15 protein-coding genes are annotated in these 15,394 nt (G+C 68.6%); 7 read left to right on the top strand and 8 right to left on the bottom strand.

Annotation, left to right across the window (positions count from 1 at the left end):
- Window positions 1–25: 25 nt before the first annotated feature.
- Window positions 26–3,064 carry a S8 family serine peptidase gene (locus ABIN76_RS05035; protein WP_346958617.1) on the bottom strand — a complete coding sequence of 1,013 codons (3,039 nt, stop codon included), beginning with the start codon at window positions 3,062–3,064 and terminating at the stop codon, window positions 26–28.
- A 396-nt stretch (window positions 3,065–3,460) separates the two neighbouring features.
- Window positions 3,461–3,646 carry a hypothetical protein gene (locus ABIN76_RS05030; protein ID WP_346958616.1) on the bottom strand — a complete coding sequence of 62 codons (186 nt, stop codon included), beginning with the start codon at window positions 3,644–3,646 and terminating at the stop codon, window positions 3,461–3,463.
- Window positions 3,647–3,886: 240 nt separating this feature from the next.
- Between ABIN76_RS05030 and purS the strand changes: the two genes are divergently transcribed.
- The 3 genes from purS to purL are packed head-to-tail and all read left to right on the top strand — an operon-like array spanning window position 3,887 to window position 7,228.
- Window positions 3,887–4,138, top strand: coding sequence for a phosphoribosylformylglycinamidine synthase subunit PurS (gene purS / locus ABIN76_RS05025; RefSeq protein WP_056427643.1), 252 nt, complete (start codon window positions 3,887–3,889; stop codon window positions 4,136–4,138).
- Window position 4,139: 1 nt separating this feature from the next.
- Window positions 4,140–4,898 (top strand): phosphoribosylformylglycinamidine synthase subunit PurQ, encoded by a 759-nt coding sequence (purQ, locus tag ABIN76_RS05020; protein ID WP_346958615.1) that lies wholly within the window; start codon window positions 4,140–4,142, stop codon window positions 4,896–4,898.
- Window positions 4,895–7,228 (top strand): phosphoribosylformylglycinamidine synthase subunit PurL, encoded by a 2,334-nt coding sequence (purL, locus tag ABIN76_RS05015; protein ID WP_346958614.1) that lies wholly within the window; start codon window positions 4,895–4,897, stop codon window positions 7,226–7,228. Before purQ ends, purL begins: the two co-directional genes overlap by 4 nt.
- An 84-nt stretch (window positions 7,229–7,312) precedes the next feature.
- Here the strand turns inward: purL and ABIN76_RS05010 are convergent, their stop codons facing one another.
- The 6 genes from ABIN76_RS05010 to ABIN76_RS04985 form a co-directional block, all read right to left on the bottom strand.
- Window positions 7,313–7,606 (bottom strand): DUF503 domain-containing protein, encoded by a 294-nt coding sequence (locus ABIN76_RS05010; protein ID WP_346958613.1) that lies wholly within the window; start codon window positions 7,604–7,606, stop codon window positions 7,313–7,315.
- 93 nt (window positions 7,607–7,699) lie between these two features.
- Entirely contained in the window at window positions 7,700–8,017 is a 318-nt protein-coding gene (locus ABIN76_RS05005; protein WP_346958612.1) for a putative quinol monooxygenase, read from the bottom strand.
- 62 nt (window positions 8,018–8,079) lie between these two features.
- The gene (locus ABIN76_RS05000; RefSeq protein ID WP_346958611.1) at window positions 8,080–8,682 is read right to left on the bottom strand and encodes a hypothetical protein; all 603 of its coding nucleotides are present in this window, start codon (window positions 8,680–8,682) and stop codon (window positions 8,080–8,082) included.
- Window positions 8,683–8,694: 12 nt separating this feature from the next.
- Complete coding sequence (locus ABIN76_RS04995) at window positions 8,695–9,243, bottom strand: DUF1990 domain-containing protein (RefSeq protein WP_346958610.1); 549 nt, start codon at window positions 9,241–9,243, stop codon at window positions 8,695–8,697.
- The gene (locus ABIN76_RS04990; protein WP_346958609.1) at window positions 9,240–9,653 is read right to left on the bottom strand and encodes an MmcQ/YjbR family DNA-binding protein; all 414 of its coding nucleotides are present in this window, start codon (window positions 9,651–9,653) and stop codon (window positions 9,240–9,242) included. Before ABIN76_RS04990 ends, ABIN76_RS04995 begins: the two co-directional genes overlap by 4 nt.
- An 82-nt stretch (window positions 9,654–9,735) precedes the next feature.
- Entirely contained in the window at window positions 9,736–10,161 is a 426-nt protein-coding gene (locus ABIN76_RS04985) for a CoA-binding protein (RefSeq protein ID WP_346958608.1), read from the bottom strand.
- Between the two features lie 339 nt (window positions 10,162–10,500).
- On the opposite strand from ABIN76_RS04985, the gene ABIN76_RS04980 reads away from it, so the two are divergent.
- The 4 genes from ABIN76_RS04980 to acs all read left to right on the top strand — a co-directional run bounded on the left by ABIN76_RS04980 (window position 10,501) and on the right by acs (window position 15,393).
- Window positions 10,501–11,340 carry an ABC transporter ATP-binding protein gene (locus tag ABIN76_RS04980; RefSeq protein ID WP_346958607.1) on the top strand — a complete coding sequence of 280 codons (840 nt, stop codon included), beginning with the start codon at window positions 10,501–10,503 and terminating at the stop codon, window positions 11,338–11,340.
- Between the two features lie 122 nt (window positions 11,341–11,462).
- A complete protein-coding gene (locus ABIN76_RS04975) occupies window positions 11,463–12,515 on the top strand; it encodes an aliphatic sulfonate ABC transporter substrate-binding protein (protein WP_346958606.1) in 1,053 nt (350 codons plus the stop codon).
- The gene (locus ABIN76_RS04970; RefSeq protein ID WP_346958605.1) at window positions 12,515–13,426 is read left to right on the top strand and encodes an ABC transporter permease; all 912 of its coding nucleotides are present in this window, start codon (window positions 12,515–12,517) and stop codon (window positions 13,424–13,426) included. The genes ABIN76_RS04975 and ABIN76_RS04970 overlap by 1 nt, the downstream gene beginning before the upstream one ends.
- Window positions 13,417–15,393, top strand: coding sequence for an acetate--CoA ligase (gene acs / locus ABIN76_RS04965; RefSeq protein WP_346958604.1), 1,977 nt, complete (start codon window positions 13,417–13,419; stop codon window positions 15,391–15,393). Before ABIN76_RS04970 ends, acs begins: the two co-directional genes overlap by 10 nt.
- Window position 15,394: the final 1 nt, after the last annotated feature.

Genomic DNA, 15,394 nt, shown 5'->3' with positions numbered 1-15,394 from the left:
TCGCTGTTGTTAGCTGCCTAACCGCCTAGATGGCGTTGTTGCGGGCCTGGCCTGCGCCCTGGTCCGCAACCGTGGCCGGAGCCCCCGCGGAGGGAGCCACAGTGGCGGTGCCGGCCGGCGACACCACAACGCTGACAAACGTCGGCTCACTGGCTCCGGCGAAGGTCACCCGGCCAATGTAGGAGCCGGTCGCGAGGCCCTTCCAGTTCAGCGTGACCTTGCCGGCCTTGCCGTTGGCCAGCTTGAGCGGGTTCGGCGACAGCGTCGCGTTGCCCACGTTCGCGCCGAGCACCGCGGCGTCCACCGAGGCCTTGCGGGCCTTGCCGTCCGGGCTGGAGTACAGGTTCGCGTAGATCGTGTACTTGCCCGCTGCCGGGTTGCTGATCGACAGCGTCTCGCTCGAGGAGGACGTTGCGACCTGCTCGACACCTCGGGGAGTAACGACCCACATGTCGAAGTCCGAGTCCGGGTCAGAGGAGACCACCGAGAACTTGGCCAGCGGAACCCCGGCCGGAACCGTGACGGTCTTGACGAAGGTCGAGGCGTCGGCGCGGCCGGTGAACGGACCCGGGACCAGCTCAACGGCGGAGGAGTCCGCCTTCGAGAGGCCGTCCAGCGTCATGCTGACCGGGTTGTTGGTGCCGGAGACGACATTGATGTCGCCGGAACCGGTGGCGGCCGTGGTGTTGAAGAAGACATCCTTCGGGGCCACCACGGACTGCGGGCGGACCGAGATGGGCGAGGTGACGGTCTTGCCCGCACCCTGCCAGCTCAGCGAGCCCATGGCGAACTTGCCCAGAGCGGCGCCCTGGTTCTCGAAGCTGACCTTGAAGGTCCGCGTTTCACCGGCCTTCTTGAAGTTCAGGGCGGCCGGAGCCACGCTGACCTTGATGCCGGGGACGTTGGCCGTGACCTTGTAGACACCCGGGGTCAGGGCGGTCACCGTGCGGGTGACCGTGATCTTCCCGGCCAGGTTGCCCAGCGAGAAGGACGGGACGTTCATGTCCCGGGCCTTGGTGCTGGTCGGCAGGCCCAGGTCAATGCCGGTGCCTTGGATGAACTTCAGGTAGTCCTCGAAGCTGGCGTCGTAGACCAGGCCCGGATCGACCATACGGGCCGGATCCACCTCGCCCGCGCCGGTGGCGTGGACGTCCGTGTCTTTGGACCCGTCCGCGAGCTTGACGTCGGAGGCCGTTGTCATCATGGCGGACTTGACCGTGGCCGGGGACCAGTTCGGGTTCTTGCCCAGCAGCAGGGCACCGAAGCCGGCGACGTGCGGGGAGGCCATGGACGTACCGGACATAAAGCCGAACTTGGCACCGCCTTCAGCGATGGGCGAGACGCCGGCCAGGATGGCGACGCCGGGAGCGGCAACGTCCGGCTTCAGCAGGTCCGAATCGGTGGCCAGCAGCGGGCCGCGCGAGGAGAAGCCGGCGATCTGCGGCTGGGCCTCCAGCGGCAGGCCGGTGGTGTCCTTGTTGATCAGGGAAACCTTGATGTCCGGGGTGGCCGTCACCTTGGCCTTGATGGCTTCGGTGGCCGGCGGGTTCACGTGGACGGTGGGGACCGAGTGCTGGTCGGCATCCAGGGAGGAGTTGCTGAGGTTCACCAGGATCATGCCGACGCCGCCGCCGCGCTTGACCTCGGCGCTCTTGGCCACGCGGTCGAAGACGCCGCGGTCGCAGACCACAACCTTGCCGGCAACCTTCGCCGGGTCAAGGGTGTCAGGTCCGCACAGGGCCGCGTTGGCGTTCCCGGCGGTCGCGGCAGCGTTGGCGGCCAGCACGACGCCGGCGTCCTTGACTTCGCCGTTCATGATGCTGGCCCCGCGGAACTTGGTGCCGTCGGCGAATTCGACCGTGCCCTGCAGCTCCTGGGAGAAGGTGCTGGCGGCAACGGTGGTCACCCACGGGCCGCCGTGGTTGACGGTGCTCGCGGTCGGGCCGGAGTTGCCGGCGGACGCGGCCACGAAGATGCCCGTGGCGGCAGCGTTCAGGAAGGCCACCGACACCGGGTCAATGACGGAGGTCGCTGAGCCGGAAATTGAGTAGTTCAGGACGTCCACGCCGTCCTCGATGGCCTGCTCGACGGCGGCCACCGACGAGGAGCTATAGCAGCCGCCCGTGTTGGGATCGGTGTCCTCCCAGCACACCTTGTAGACCGAGAGCTTCGCGGCGGGCGCAATGCCGCTGGTCAGGCCGAAGCTGCGGCCGTCAACGAAGGTCTCGACGTTCTTGTTGCCGGCAGCCGTGCTGGCCGTGTGGGTGCCGTGGCTGGCCACGTCCACCGGGGACAGCTGCTCCTCCGGGGCGCGGTCGCCGGGCGGAACGTAGGCCAGGAAGTCGTCGGCGAAGTAGTGCGCGCTGAGGACCTTGGAGTTGCAGGCGGAACCGTCGAAGGACGCACCCGTTCCGGTGCCCTTCTGGCATTCCCCGACGAAGGTTTCGCCGTCGGCCTTGAGCATGGCGATCTTGCCGTCGGCGGTGCGGTAGGGCACCCCGACGACGGGCGAGCCCACCAGGGGCTTGACCTCTTCGCCGGCAAAGAAGGCGCTGTCCGGGGTGTAGCCGGTGTCAATCACACCGACGACGACGCCCTTGCCGGCTGCGTCCTGGCCGCCGAACTTCGTGTTCCACGTCCCGTTCTCGCCGCTGAGCTTGAGGAAATCGGTGCTGGAGTAGTCCGGGGCGTTTTCCGTGTCGCGGGCCACGGTCAGGACGTTGGGGTCCTTGGCGAGCTTGACGGCCTGGTCCGTGGTGAGGGTGGCGCTGAAGCCGTTGACCGCGGCGGAGAACTGGCGCTGGATCTTGACGCTCTGCTTGCTTGCGACGTCCGACTGCTTCTTCTCAAGGTGGGCCCGGTACTTCTTGACCTCGGCCTTGTTGGCGTCGAGCTTCTTGCCCTTCGCCGGTTTCGTGGCAGGCAGCCCTGCCGTGCTGCCCTCGTAGGTGGCTGCCGGCTTCTCGGTGAGCAGGACGATGTAACGCCCGTCCGGGTAGCTGGCGGGATCCAGATTCTTCTGGGCGACTTCGGCCACTGTCGCTCCCTGGCCGGGAGCCGCCATGGCGGGCGCAATGGCAACGGTTGAAAGGAGAACCGGCAAGCCCAGGGTCAGTGCCACGGCCCTCCGGAGTCCCCCGCTTCGAAGGAAGCTCTTTCCTGGTGATTTCACGAGTGGTTTGAACCTTTCAGAAGGTACGGTCCCGGCGCCATTGCCGGGGACGACGGACTGGTACGGGTTCGGGATGAGGAGTTGACTCCCGCCCCGGCGGATACCAGCCGATTCATACAGTACAGACTGAGAGCCAGATATGACATAGGCCACAGATGACTAATCAGAATTGGTCACACTCCTCGACAAGGCAGCGCGCCGGGGGCGTGGCAAAGCCGGGACGGCAGTGCCGTCCCGGCTGGGGGTTGGGGCGTCCGGGCGGCCTGGCGCAGGCCGCCGGGGGGTGGGCTACTGCCGGGGTGTTCGCACGACCTCGCTGATCCAAGCCTTCGTCTTGTCATCGAGGGGGCCGGCAATCTTGCTTTCCCTAGCGGCGCGGTCCGCGCTGATCTTCTGCCACACCATCCGGCCAAGCCCGGCAAAGACGGCGGCGGCGACCACGGGAAGCAGGACGGATTTGGGTTTCTCAGCCATCTGCCCATCCTACTGAGCCCGCCGGGCGGAGACCACAGCCGCCCAGGGCCCGGGCCGCCTGGAGCACCGACCGGTCACGAATGCGGTGTGGTGCACGGCGCCCGGTAGAATGGGGATGCAAGCTCGCGGAGCGCCCGTTCCATGTTGTTCTTAAACACGGTGTCACCACACACCGGACCGGCGTGAGACGGCACAACTCCGCTGCGCCCTTACCCAATGCTCACGCACAGGAGTTGCCGGATGCCCCGGATCGTTGTCGACGTCATGCCCAAGCCCGAGATTCTCGACCCGCAGGGGAAGGCCATCGTGGGTGCGCTGCCCCGCCTGGGCTTCACCGCTTTCAGCGCTGTCCGCCAGGGCAAGCGTTTCGAACTGACCGTCGACGGCGAGGTGACCGAGGAGATCCTGGCCCAGGCCCGGAACGCCGCGGAAACCCTGCTTTCCAACCCGGTCATCGAAGACGTCGTCAACGTCGAGGTCGTCGAGGCCTGAGATGACTGAACTCCCCCTGATCGGTGAGGCGGTCGCCGTCGCCGCGCACCCCCAGCTCGCTGGTGCGAAAATCGGCGTCGTCACCTTCCCCGGCACCCTCGATGACCGCGACGCCGCCCGCGCGGTACGCCTGGCCGGCGCCACCCCGGTGGCCCTCTGGCACGCCGACACTCACCTGGGCGACGTCGACGCCGTCATCATCCCCGGCGGCTTCTCCTACGGCGACTACCTCCGCGCCGGCGCCATCTCCCGTTTCGCGCCGCTGATGGCGAAGGTCATCGACGCCGCAAACTCGGACGCCAAGCTGCCCGTCCTCGGCATCTGCAACGGCTTTCAGATCCTCACCGAGTCGCACCTTCTGCCCGGCTCGATGATCAAGAACGACCACCTGAAGTTCCTCTGCCGCGACCAGGTCCTGCGGGTGGAAAACAACACCACCGACTGGACCCGCGACTACGCGCCCGGCCAGGAAATCACCGTGCCGCTGAAGAACCAGGACGGGCAGTACATCGCCGACGAGAAGACCCTGGACGCCCTCGAGGCGGAAGGCCGCGTGGTGTTCCGCTACGTCGGCTGGAACCCGAACGGGTCCCGCCGCGACATCGCCGGCATCTCCAACGCCGCCGGGAACGTGGTGGGCCTCATGCCGCACCCCGAGCACGCCGTCGAGGCCGGCTTCGGCCCGGAGCTCGGCTCCGGCACCGAGGGCCTCGGCTTCTTCACCTCTGTCCTGAACAAGATCGTGGGAGACAACAAATGACGGAGACACCCGCAGTGGCGGCGCCCGCGGAGACCGCCAAGAAGTTCAACATCGACACCGTGGAAAACGCGGCCAGCACCCCCGATGTGGAGCTCCCCTGGGCCGAGCTGGGCCTGAAGCAGAACGAGTTCGACGAGGTCGTGAAGGTCCTGGGCCGCCGCCCCACCGGCGCCGAGCTCGCCATGTACTCCGTGATGTGGAGCGAGCACTGCTCCTACAAGTCCTCCAAGAACCACCTCCGCCAGTTCGGCGAAAAGGTGACCGAGGAGATGAAGAAGGACATGCTCGTGGGCATCGGCGAGAACGCCGGTGTCACCAACCTGGGCGACGGCTGGGCCGTGACGTTCAAGATCGAGTCGCACAACTCGCCGTCGTTCGTGGAGCCTTACCAGGGTGCCGCGACCGGCATCGGCGGGATTGTCCGCGACATCATCTCGATGGGCGCCCGCCCGGTGGCCGTGATGGACCCGCTGCGGTTCGGCGCGATCGACCACCCGGACACCGCCCGCGTCATGCACGGCGCCGTGGCCGGCATCGGCGGCTACGGCAACTCCCTTGGCCTGCCGAACATCGGCGGCGAAATGGTCTTCGACTCCGTCTACCAGGGCAACCCGCTGGTCAACGCGCTCGCCGTCGGCGTCATGCGCCACGAGGACATCCGCCTCGCCAACGCCTCCGGCAAGGGCAACAAAGTGGTGCTGTTCGGCGCCCGCACCGGCGGCGACGGGATCGGCGGCGCCTCCGTGCTGGCCTCCGAATCCTTCGACGACACCAAGCCGTCCAAGCGCCCCGCCGTGCAGGTGGGCGACCCCTTCGCCGAGAAGGTCCTGATCGAGTGCTGCCTGGAACTGTTCAAGGGTTCCCTGGTGGAGGGCATCCAGGACCTGGGCGCGGCCGGCATTTCCTGCGCCACGTCCGAGCTCGCCTCCAACGGCGACGGCGGCATGGAAGTCGAGCTGACCTCCGTCCTGCTGCGCGACCCCACGCTGACACCGGGCGAGATCCTGATGTCCGAGTCGCAGGAACGCATGATGGCCGTGGTCACCCCGGAGAACATCGCCGCGTTTGAAGCGGTCATGGACAAGTGGGCCGTGGAGTACTCCTGGCTCGGCGAGGTCACCGACACCGGCCGCCTGATCATCACCTGGGACGGCGAAGTGATCGTCGACGTCGACCCGCGCACCGTGGCCCACGACGGCCCGGTCTACGACCGACCGTACGCCCGCCCGGAATGGCAGGACGCCGTCCAGGCCGACTCCTTCACCGGCTCCGTACAGGACACCGGCCGTCCCGCCGCCCCGGCGGAACTCGCTGCCGCGGTCACCGAGCTCGTCGCCTCGCCGAACATGTGCTCCAAGTCCTGGATCACCGACCAGTACGACCGCTACGTCGGCGGCAACACCGCCATGGCGTTCCCGGACGACGCCGGCGTGGTCCGGGTGGACGAGGAAACCGGCCTGGGCGTGGCCCTGGCCACCGACGCCAACGGCCGCTACACCTACCTCGATCCGTACCACGGCGCGCAGCTGGCCCTCGCCGAGGCGTACCGCAACGTGGCCACCTCCGGCGCCGTGCCGATGGCCGTCAGCGACTGCCTGAACTTCGGCTCCCCCGAGGACCCCGACGTCATGTGGCAGCTCGCCGAGGCCATCCGCGGCCTCTCGGATGCCTGCATGGAGCTGGGCATCCCGGTCACCGGCGGCAACGTCTCGCTCTACAACCAGACCGGAAGCGTTCCGATCCATCCCTCCCCCGTCGTCGCCGTGCTGGGCAAGCTCGACGACGTCGCGCGCCGCACCGCCTCGGGCTGGCGCGAGGACGGCCAGGCCATCTACCTGCTGGGTACGACGGCGGCGGAACTGGACGGCTCCGAATGGTCCAACCTGCGCGGACACCTGGGCGGGCTGCCGCCCAAGGTGGACCTCGCCGCCGAACGCGAGCTGGGTGAGATCCTGATCAACGCCTCCCGCGACGGCATGGTGGACTCAGCGCACGACCTCTCCGAAGGCGGCCTCGCGGCGGCCCTCGCGGAGTCCGCGCTGCGCTACGGCGTCGGCGCCCGCATTTCGCTGCAGGATGTGATGGACCGCGACGGCGTGGACCTGTTCACCGCGCTGTTCTCCGAGTCGCAGGGCCGCGCCATTGTGGCGGTGCCGCGCTCGGAGGAGATCCGCTTCAAGGACATGTGCACCGCCCGCGGCTTCGCACACGTCCGGATCGGCGTCGTGGATGCCGAGAGCGGCAAGCTGGAGATCAACGGCGTGGACACCCTGGACCTGGCCGCGCTCCGCGAAGCCCACGAGGGGACCCTGCCGAAGCACTTCGGCTAGCCCCACCCCGTCGGCTTAAGCGCGAACGGACACTTGGGGCCCTTCCCAAAGGGCCCCAAGTGTCCGTTCGCGCTTTAATGCCGGTTAGTCGTCGCTGCGCAGTTCCCGCTGCCGGGCGCTGAGCAGCTCGAGTTCCGGCCTTGCGGCCACGAAGCGCTCGACGGCGGCGAGCACCTCCACGAGATGGGCGCGGTCGGCTGCGACCAGGCCCGCGCCCAGCTGCGTGCGCCGGTGCTGCTCGTGGTCCCCGACCTCGGCTACGGAGACATCAAAGCGGCGCTTGAGCTCCGCCAGCAGCGGCCGCACCACGGAGCGCTTCTCCTTGAGGCTGTGCACGTCGCCCAGCAGGATGTCGAATTCGATCCATCCGATCCACATGGATCAATTTTCACATCGGTTGCTCCGTAACTGCCGTTTTGAGGGCTCCAAAGGGCAGTTACGGAGCAATCGACGGGGGTGAATCGACGCAGGTTAGATGGTGAGTTCGCCCATCCGGTCCCAACCTTCGCCGTCGAGCTGGCGGCTGATGATCCGGGGCGTCTCGGCCAACGCCTGTGGCATGTCGGCCATGGCCTGCTTGAAGTGGCTGCTGTTGACGTGGTCCCCGGCGGCGTCGTCCTTGAAGGCCTCGACCAGGACGAATTCGTTGGGGTCCTCGACGCTGCGGGACCAGTCGAACCACAGGTTGCCGGGCTCCTGCCGGGTGGCCTGGGTGAAGTCTTCCACGAGGCCGAGCCAGCGCTCGGACCACTCGGGCTTGACCTTGAATTTAACGACGATGAAGATCACGGCGGGGCCTTTCGGTGGGGGGGTACATCGGTCTTCCATTCTTGCAGTTGCAGGCCTGGGGCTCAGCAGGCGTCGATGGCCGCCCGGGCCAGTTCCTGCTGCTGCGGCGTGCCCACCCGCTCCGCCCACTGCTCGGCAAGCTGGAACTCGACCATGGCCTCGGCGCACCGTCCCGCGCCATGCAGGGACCAGCCCAGGTTGTTGTGCAGCGCCACCATCCACCGTTTGGTCCGGGCGTCATGCACCGTGGACGCGTATTCCAGCGCGCTGCGGGTCCACGTCTCGGCGTGCGCGGCGTCGGCGATCGCCAGCATGTGCAGGGCGTCCACGGCCAGGAAGTCCTCGCCCAGGTGGTCGGCCAGTTCGGCGGCCTGTTCGAACAGCGGGACCGCCATTTCGGCGTGGCCGCTGGAGTTCAGCACCCGGCCGCGTTCCAGCAGCACCCGGACGGCCACGGTGGGTTCGTCAGCGTCGACGGCGTCCAGCAGGGCGTCGGCTTCCTCGTAGCGTCCCTGCAGCCCGATGGCCCGTCCCAGCTGGGTGGCGAACTCGGCCCGCTCGTCGTCGTCGTAGGCCGGATCCTCGATCGCCGCCCGGAAGCGGGCCTCCGAAAGGCCGGGATCGTCAAAGTTCCAGAATCGGTCAAGGGTCTGTTGATTCAGCATGTACTGCTCCTCTCAGGTCTCACCTGCGGCCAGTTCCTGTGCACTCCTAAGGTATCGGGAAGTGATGAGTCTTTGGGCCGCCCTGGCCACGGCACCGCCGGCGGCATAGAACCAGTTGGCGTGCCTGCTGAACGCGGTAATGGTGAAAGTCACGGCGCCGGCGGCATCGATGGAAACTTCAAACGCCTCCTCGCCCCTTTCCGGATGACCCGGCAGTGTGCCGTAGCCGAATCCGGCCGACTGCGGGGCGTCTCCGGGGTCCGGGCGGTGGACCCACACGACCTCACACGGCGCGTTGATTCTGAACGGTCCGAGGCCGAATCCGCTGACAATCCGGGCGCCGGACTCCACCGACTCGGTTTCAGTCCGGACCCTTAGCCCGGACCGGCGCTGGATCTGCCAGGCGAGGATCCCGTCGGCAACACGGCGGTAGGTGCGGTACCCCTGGCCCAGGTGGGCGCGGGTCTGGAACCGGTGGAAGCCTTCCGGCGCCGTGCCGTTCTGGGTGGCGCCGATTCCGGGATAGTTCAGTTCGCCGCGGGCAATCCGCGGCCCCGTCACGGCCGGCCCTCCCCGCGGGCGAGCCGGGCCCAGCCGAGCTGCTCCTGCTGGCGGCGGCTCAGGGTGGCGACCACGAGGTCGTAGGAGTCTTCGACCATGTCCCGGACCATCGCATCCGGCAGGGCACCGTCCAGCCGGACGCCGTTCCAGTGCCGTTTGTTCAGGTGCCATGCTCCAGTGATTTCCGGGTGCGCGGCGCGGAGCTGTTCGGCGAGCGCGGGTTCGCATTTCAGGCTTACGGCCAGGTCATCCGGATCCAGTGCGGACAGGGCGAACATCTTCGCTTCGTGCCGGGCCCCGCCGGGCACCGCGGCGCGGACCTTGAAGACCGCGGTTTCCGGTCCGAACGGGTAGTCCTCGAAGGCCCCGGGGAAACCCAGGCAAAGCCCGCGGAGTGCTGCTGCGTCCATGCCCCCAGCCTAGCCGGGGCGGTTGTGGCCGGCAGGAGCCCGGCGTCAGCGTCCGGCCGGGACGGGGCACCAAAGCCCGGTGTCAGAGCCCGAGGCGCGGTGCCAGCTGCGCCGGGCAGGCATTCATGACGACGTCCAGGCCGGCCGCCTTGGCGCGGGCGGCGGCGGCCTCATCGATGACGTCCAGCTGCAGCCAGACGGCCTTCGCCCCGACCGCGATCGCCTGGTCCACCACGTCCCCCACTTTCCAGGAATTGACGAAGCAATCCACGACGTCGAGCGGTTGCTTCGCGTCCGGGATGTCGGACAGCCTGGCGTAGCCCGTCTCGCCGTGGACGGGGTCGGCCGGGAGGTTGACCGGGATGATCTCCATGCCGAGCCGGTCCCGGATGAACAGGGAGGTGTCGTAGGCGGCGCGCCACTGGTTGGTGGTCAGTCCCACGACCGCCCACCTGCCTTTGGTGCGCAGGAGGCGTTCGATGACTGCTGGGTCGTTCACGTGGGTCATCTGCACAGCCTACGTCCCGCCCCCGGCAGAACAGCGGCAGGGCCCTACTCAACCGGGGCCGTCCGAACAATCGAATGACCGCCCGGGACCCAGCGGCCAGGTGTCCGAATATTACGCGGCAGATTTGGGGGAATCCGCCGCATCCGTTTTAGTGGATAGTGACCATCCCGAGCGGCCGAGAGACCTGGATCGATGAAGCCGCAGCAACCCTGGTCGTCGGATTCCCTCCCCGGGATCCGCCGATAGCAAGGTACTGAGCCATGGGAACGGCCGGACTGACCACCCGGACCGAAGGCTCGTTCCGTAGGGTGCTACTGCCAGGACCGATGGAGTATCCCTATGACTGCTGTCCTGTCCACCTCCCCCGCAGAGGCGTCCGCGGACGCCCGCGCCGGTGAGCCCACCCGCACCCCGGCCCTGCCGGTGTCCTTCCGCGGCCTGCGCCGCGCGTTCGGTTCCGGCGGCGAGGCGCACACCGTGCTCCGCGACGTGAACTTCGACGTCCGCGCCGGTGAAGTCCTGGCCATCCTCGGCACGTCCGGCTGCGGGAAATCCACGCTGCTGCGCGCCGCCGCGGGCCTTGATGCCCCCAGCGCCGGCAGCGTCGAGATCGACGGCGCCCCGGTCCAGGGCGTTGATCCCCGCTGCGCCTTCGCCTTCCAGGAGCCCCGCCTGCTGCCGTGGCACACCCTTCAGGCCAACATCGCCATCGGGCTGCCCGCCGGGGTCAGCGCCAAGGACGGCAAAGCCAAGGTGGCCCGGCTTCTTGAACTCGTGGGGCTGCAGGACTTCGCCAAGCACCGGCCGCGCGAGGTCTCCGGCGGCATGGCCCAGCGCGCCTCGCTGGCCCGGGCCTTGGCCCGCAACCCCGGCGTCCTGCTCCTCGACGAACCCTTCGGCGCCCTCGACGCCCTGACCCGGATCAAGATGCAGGACCTGCTGCTGGATGTCCACCGGGCGGAGCCGACCACGGTGCTGCTGGTGACGCACGACGTCGACGAGGCCCTTCAGCTTGCCGACCGCATCATCGTCCTCGGCAGGGAAACGGAGGCGGCCCCGGGCGCCACGATCGTCCGCACCGTCGCCGTCCCCGGAGGACGCCCCCGGGACCGGGCCTCGGCCGAGCTGGCCCGAATGCGGGCCTCGCTCCTGGCCAGCCTCGGCGTCGACGGCCACTAGCAGCCCCCGCCCCAACCGTCTCTGCCGGCACCTCGCCGGCCGCCCCCCCTGCCTGCCGGGGCGGCCCGCCGCACCGTTCTTCACACCTCCGCACCGTTCGCACCGTTCTCAAAGGAACCTCTATGCCATTGCGCAAAACCAGCCTCCGCCCGGCTACCCGCCGCTCGTTCCTCACGGCCACCGCCGTCTCCGCCGCGTTGGCCCTCACCGGCTGCGTCGCCGGCGAAGGCTCCGGCCAGGCCGCCGCCAACGCAGCAGCCGGGAGCGGCACGCTGAACATCGACTTCGCGACGTACAACCCGCTGAGCCTCGTGATCAAGAAGAAGGGCTGGCTCGAGGCCTCCCTCAAGGACCAGGGCGTGAGCGTCAAATGGGTGCAGTCGGCCGGCTCCAACAAGGCCAACGAGGCGCTGCGGTCCGGCGCGATCGACGTCGGCTCCACCGCCGGCTCGGCCGCCCTCCTGGCCAAGGCCAACGGGTCCCCGATCAAGGCCATCGACATCTTTTCCCAGCCCGAGTGGGCTGCTTTGGTGACCAAGCCCGGCTCCGGCATCACCAAGGTCGCCGACCTCAAGGGCAAATCGGTGGCCGCCACCAAGGGCACCGATCCGTATTTCTTCCTGCTCCAGTCCCTCTCCGAAGCCGGGCTGTCCGCCAAGGACGTCACCGTACAGAACCTGCAGCACGCCGACGGCCGCGCCGCCCTGGAGAACGGCTCGGTGGATGCCTGGTCCGGGCTCGACCCGATCATGGCCGGCGCGGAGCAGAAGGGCGCCAAACTCTTTTACCGCAACCTGTCCTTCAATACTTACGGCTTCCTGAACGCCACCGAGTCCTTCCTCAAGGACAAGCCGGCGCAGGCTCAGGCCGTCGTCAACGCCTACGAGAAGGCCCGCGCCTGGGCCGCGGCCAACCCGGATGAAACAGCGCAGATCCTTGCCGAGGCCGCCAGCCTCGACCCCGCCGTCGCGAAGACCGTCGTGCTGCAGCGCAGCAACCTCGACGTTGACCCGGCGCCGGGCGAGGCGCAGCGCAAGGTCCTCGCCAAGATCGGCCCCACCTTTGTGGAGACCGGGGACGTCGCGAGCCAGAAGCAGATCGACGACGCCGTCGCGAGCCTTCTCGATGACTCGCTGGTGAAGAAGGCGGACCCGTCCGCCATCAAGGATTCCTGATGAGCGACCTCGGAAATCCCCTCCTCACCGGCACCAGTGTTGCGGACGGGCGCGCTGCAGCCGTCCCCGCAACTCCTGCAGACGCCGCCCGGCCGGCTTCCCCCCTCACGGGCGGAAGCGGCTCCCCGGCGAACGGATGGTCCCCCGCCGGGATCCTGGCCAACGGCTGGGCGCGTCTGCTCCTTGGATTGATCATTCCCGCAGCGGCGCTGGCCGCCTGGCAGCTGTCCACGGCTGCCGGGGTGTTCAGCGTGGTCCAGCTCCCGCCGCCGGCCATGGTGCTGGAAGCCGGTCTGGACCTGCTCCAACGCGGCCAGCTCGGCCAGCACATCGCCATCTCCACCCAGCGGGTGCTGATCGGCTTCGCGGCCGGCGCGGCGCTGGGGCTGGTGTTCGGGTCGCTGGTGGGCCTGTCCCGGTTCGCCGATGCCCTGCTGGCCCCCACCGTCGGCGCGCTCCGGGCCGTCCCGTCGCTGGCGTGGGTGCCGCTGCTGATCCTCTGGATGAAGATCGGCGAGGATTCCAAGATCACGCTGATCCTGATCGGCGCCTTCTTCCCGGTCTTCACCACGGTCGCCGTGGCGTTGCGCCACGTGGACCGGAACCTCGTGGAAGCTGCGCGGGCGTTCGGGCTCAAGGGCGTGAAGCTGCTGACCACGGTCCAGCTCCCCGCCGTCGTGCCGGCCGTGTTCTCCGGCCTCCGGCTCGCGCTGGCCCAGGCCTGGCTGTTCCTGGTGGCGGCCGAACTCATTGCCTCCTCGATGGGCCTCGGCTTCCTGCTCACGGATTCGCAGAACAACGGCCGCACGGACCGGCTCTTGCTGGCCATTGTGCTGCTGGCCGTGATCGGCAAGGTCACCGATGCGCTGCTGGGCCTGGCCGAAAAGTGGGCGGTGAAACGATGGGCGTAGCCACCGAGACAGCACCGGCAGCCCACCCGGCCACCGAGGCTGAACGCGTCTCCTTCTGGGAGGCGGCAGCGCTCCGGCTCGACTGGGAGGACGTGCCGGGCCAGGACAAGCCCTGGCACACTGCGCACCGCCGCGTCCCGGCTGACGCGGACGCCGGCACCGGCCCGCAGATCAGCTGGTTCGACGGCGGGAAGCTCAACGTCGCCTACAACTGCGTCGACCGCCATGTAGCGGCGGGACGCGGGGACAAGGTGGCCTTGTTCTTCGAGGGCGAGCCGGGCGACCGCCGGAGAATCACCTACGCCGAACTGCAGCGCGAGGTGGCCAGGGCCGCCAACGCCCTGCAGGCCCTCGGCATCAGCAAGGGCGACCGGGTGGTCATCTACCTCCCGGTGATCCCCGAAACGGTGATCGTCACCCTCGCCGTGGCCCGGATCGGCGCCATCCATTCGCTGGTGTTTGGCGGTTTCTCCGCCGAGGCGCTCAAGTTCCGGGTCGAGGACACCGGCGCCAAACTGCTGGTCACCACCGACGGGCAGTTCCGCCGCGGCGCGGCCGTCCCGGTCAAGGCGAACGCCGACGCGGCCGTCGCCGGGGACAACGCGATCGAGCACGTCCTTGTGGTCAACCGCACCACCGCGCCGGAGCTGTTGGACAGCGTGCCGATGACCGCGGGCCGCGACGTCTGGTGGCACGACGCCGTCGGGACCGCCTCCGACGTCCACTACGCCGAGACGTTCGACGCCGAGACGCCGCTGTTCATCATGTATACCTCCGGCACCACCGGAAAGCCCAAGGGCCTGGTCCATACCTCCGGCGGCTACCTCACCCAGGCGTCCTGGAGCTTCGAGCACCTCTTCAGCAACCCGGACCCGGCCCTCCGCGGCCAGGACGTCCACTGGTGCACGGCGGACCTGGCGTGGGTCACCGCGCACACTTACGAGCTCTACGGCCCGCTCTCCAACGGCGCCACCCAGGTGATTTTCGAGGGCACCCCCAACACCCCGCACCCGGGCCGGCACTTCGAAATCATCGAACGCTACGGCGTCACGCAGTACTACACCGCGCCCACCCTGGTCCGCTCGCTGATGGGCTGGTTCCCGGACGGCGTCCCGGCCGGCTACGATCTGTCCTCCATCCGCCTGCTCGGCACCGTCGGCGAAGCCGTCAACCCGGAAGCGTGGCGCTGGTTCCGCGACAACGTCGGCGCCGGCACCGCCCCCGTGGTGGACACCTGGTGGCAGTCCGAAACCGGTGCCACCATCCTCTCCCCCGCCCCGACCGACGCCGCCTTCAAACCCGGCTGCGCCGCACGGCCACTGCCCGGCGTCGGCACCCGGATCGTGGACGAGGCCGGCAACACCGTCCCGCCCGGCGTCCAGGGCTTCATCGTGGTCGACGCCCCAGGGCCTGCCATCGCCCGGACCGTTTGGGGCAACCCCCGACGCTACTTCGACTCCTACTGGCGCCAGTACGCCGAACAGGGCTGGTTCCTCGCCGGCGACGGCGCCAAATACGACGACGACGGCGACATCTGGATCCTGGGGCGGGTGGACGACACCCTCAACGTCTCCGGGCACCTGCTCTCCACGATCGAGATCGAATCGGCCCTCGTCGCACACCCGGACGTGGTGGAGGCCGGCGTCTGCCCCGTCGCGGACCCGAAGACCGGTCACGCGGTCGTCGCGTTCGTCGTCCTTCGGGAATCGGCGGCTAGCGCGGACATCGCGTCCGAATTGAAGGCACACGTCGCGACGCAGATCGGGCCGATCGCAAAGCCGCGCGACGTCGTCGTCGTTCCCGACGTGCCGAAGACCCGCAGCGGCAAGATCATGCGCCGGTTGCTGACCCAACTGTCCGAGGGAACCGCCCTCGGTGACACCACCTCCCTGCAGAACGAACCGTCAATCGCCGGCATCCAGGCCGTCCTGCGCAACCGCAATAACACCGGAAATACCCAGAAGTAAG

Source organism: uncultured Arthrobacter sp. (assembly GCF_964021775.1).
Classification (GTDB): Bacteria; Actinomycetota; Actinomycetes; order Actinomycetales; family Micrococcaceae; genus Arthrobacter.
Note: the sequence above shows the minus strand (reverse complement) of the source record. Positions and strands in the feature narration are given on the sequence as shown.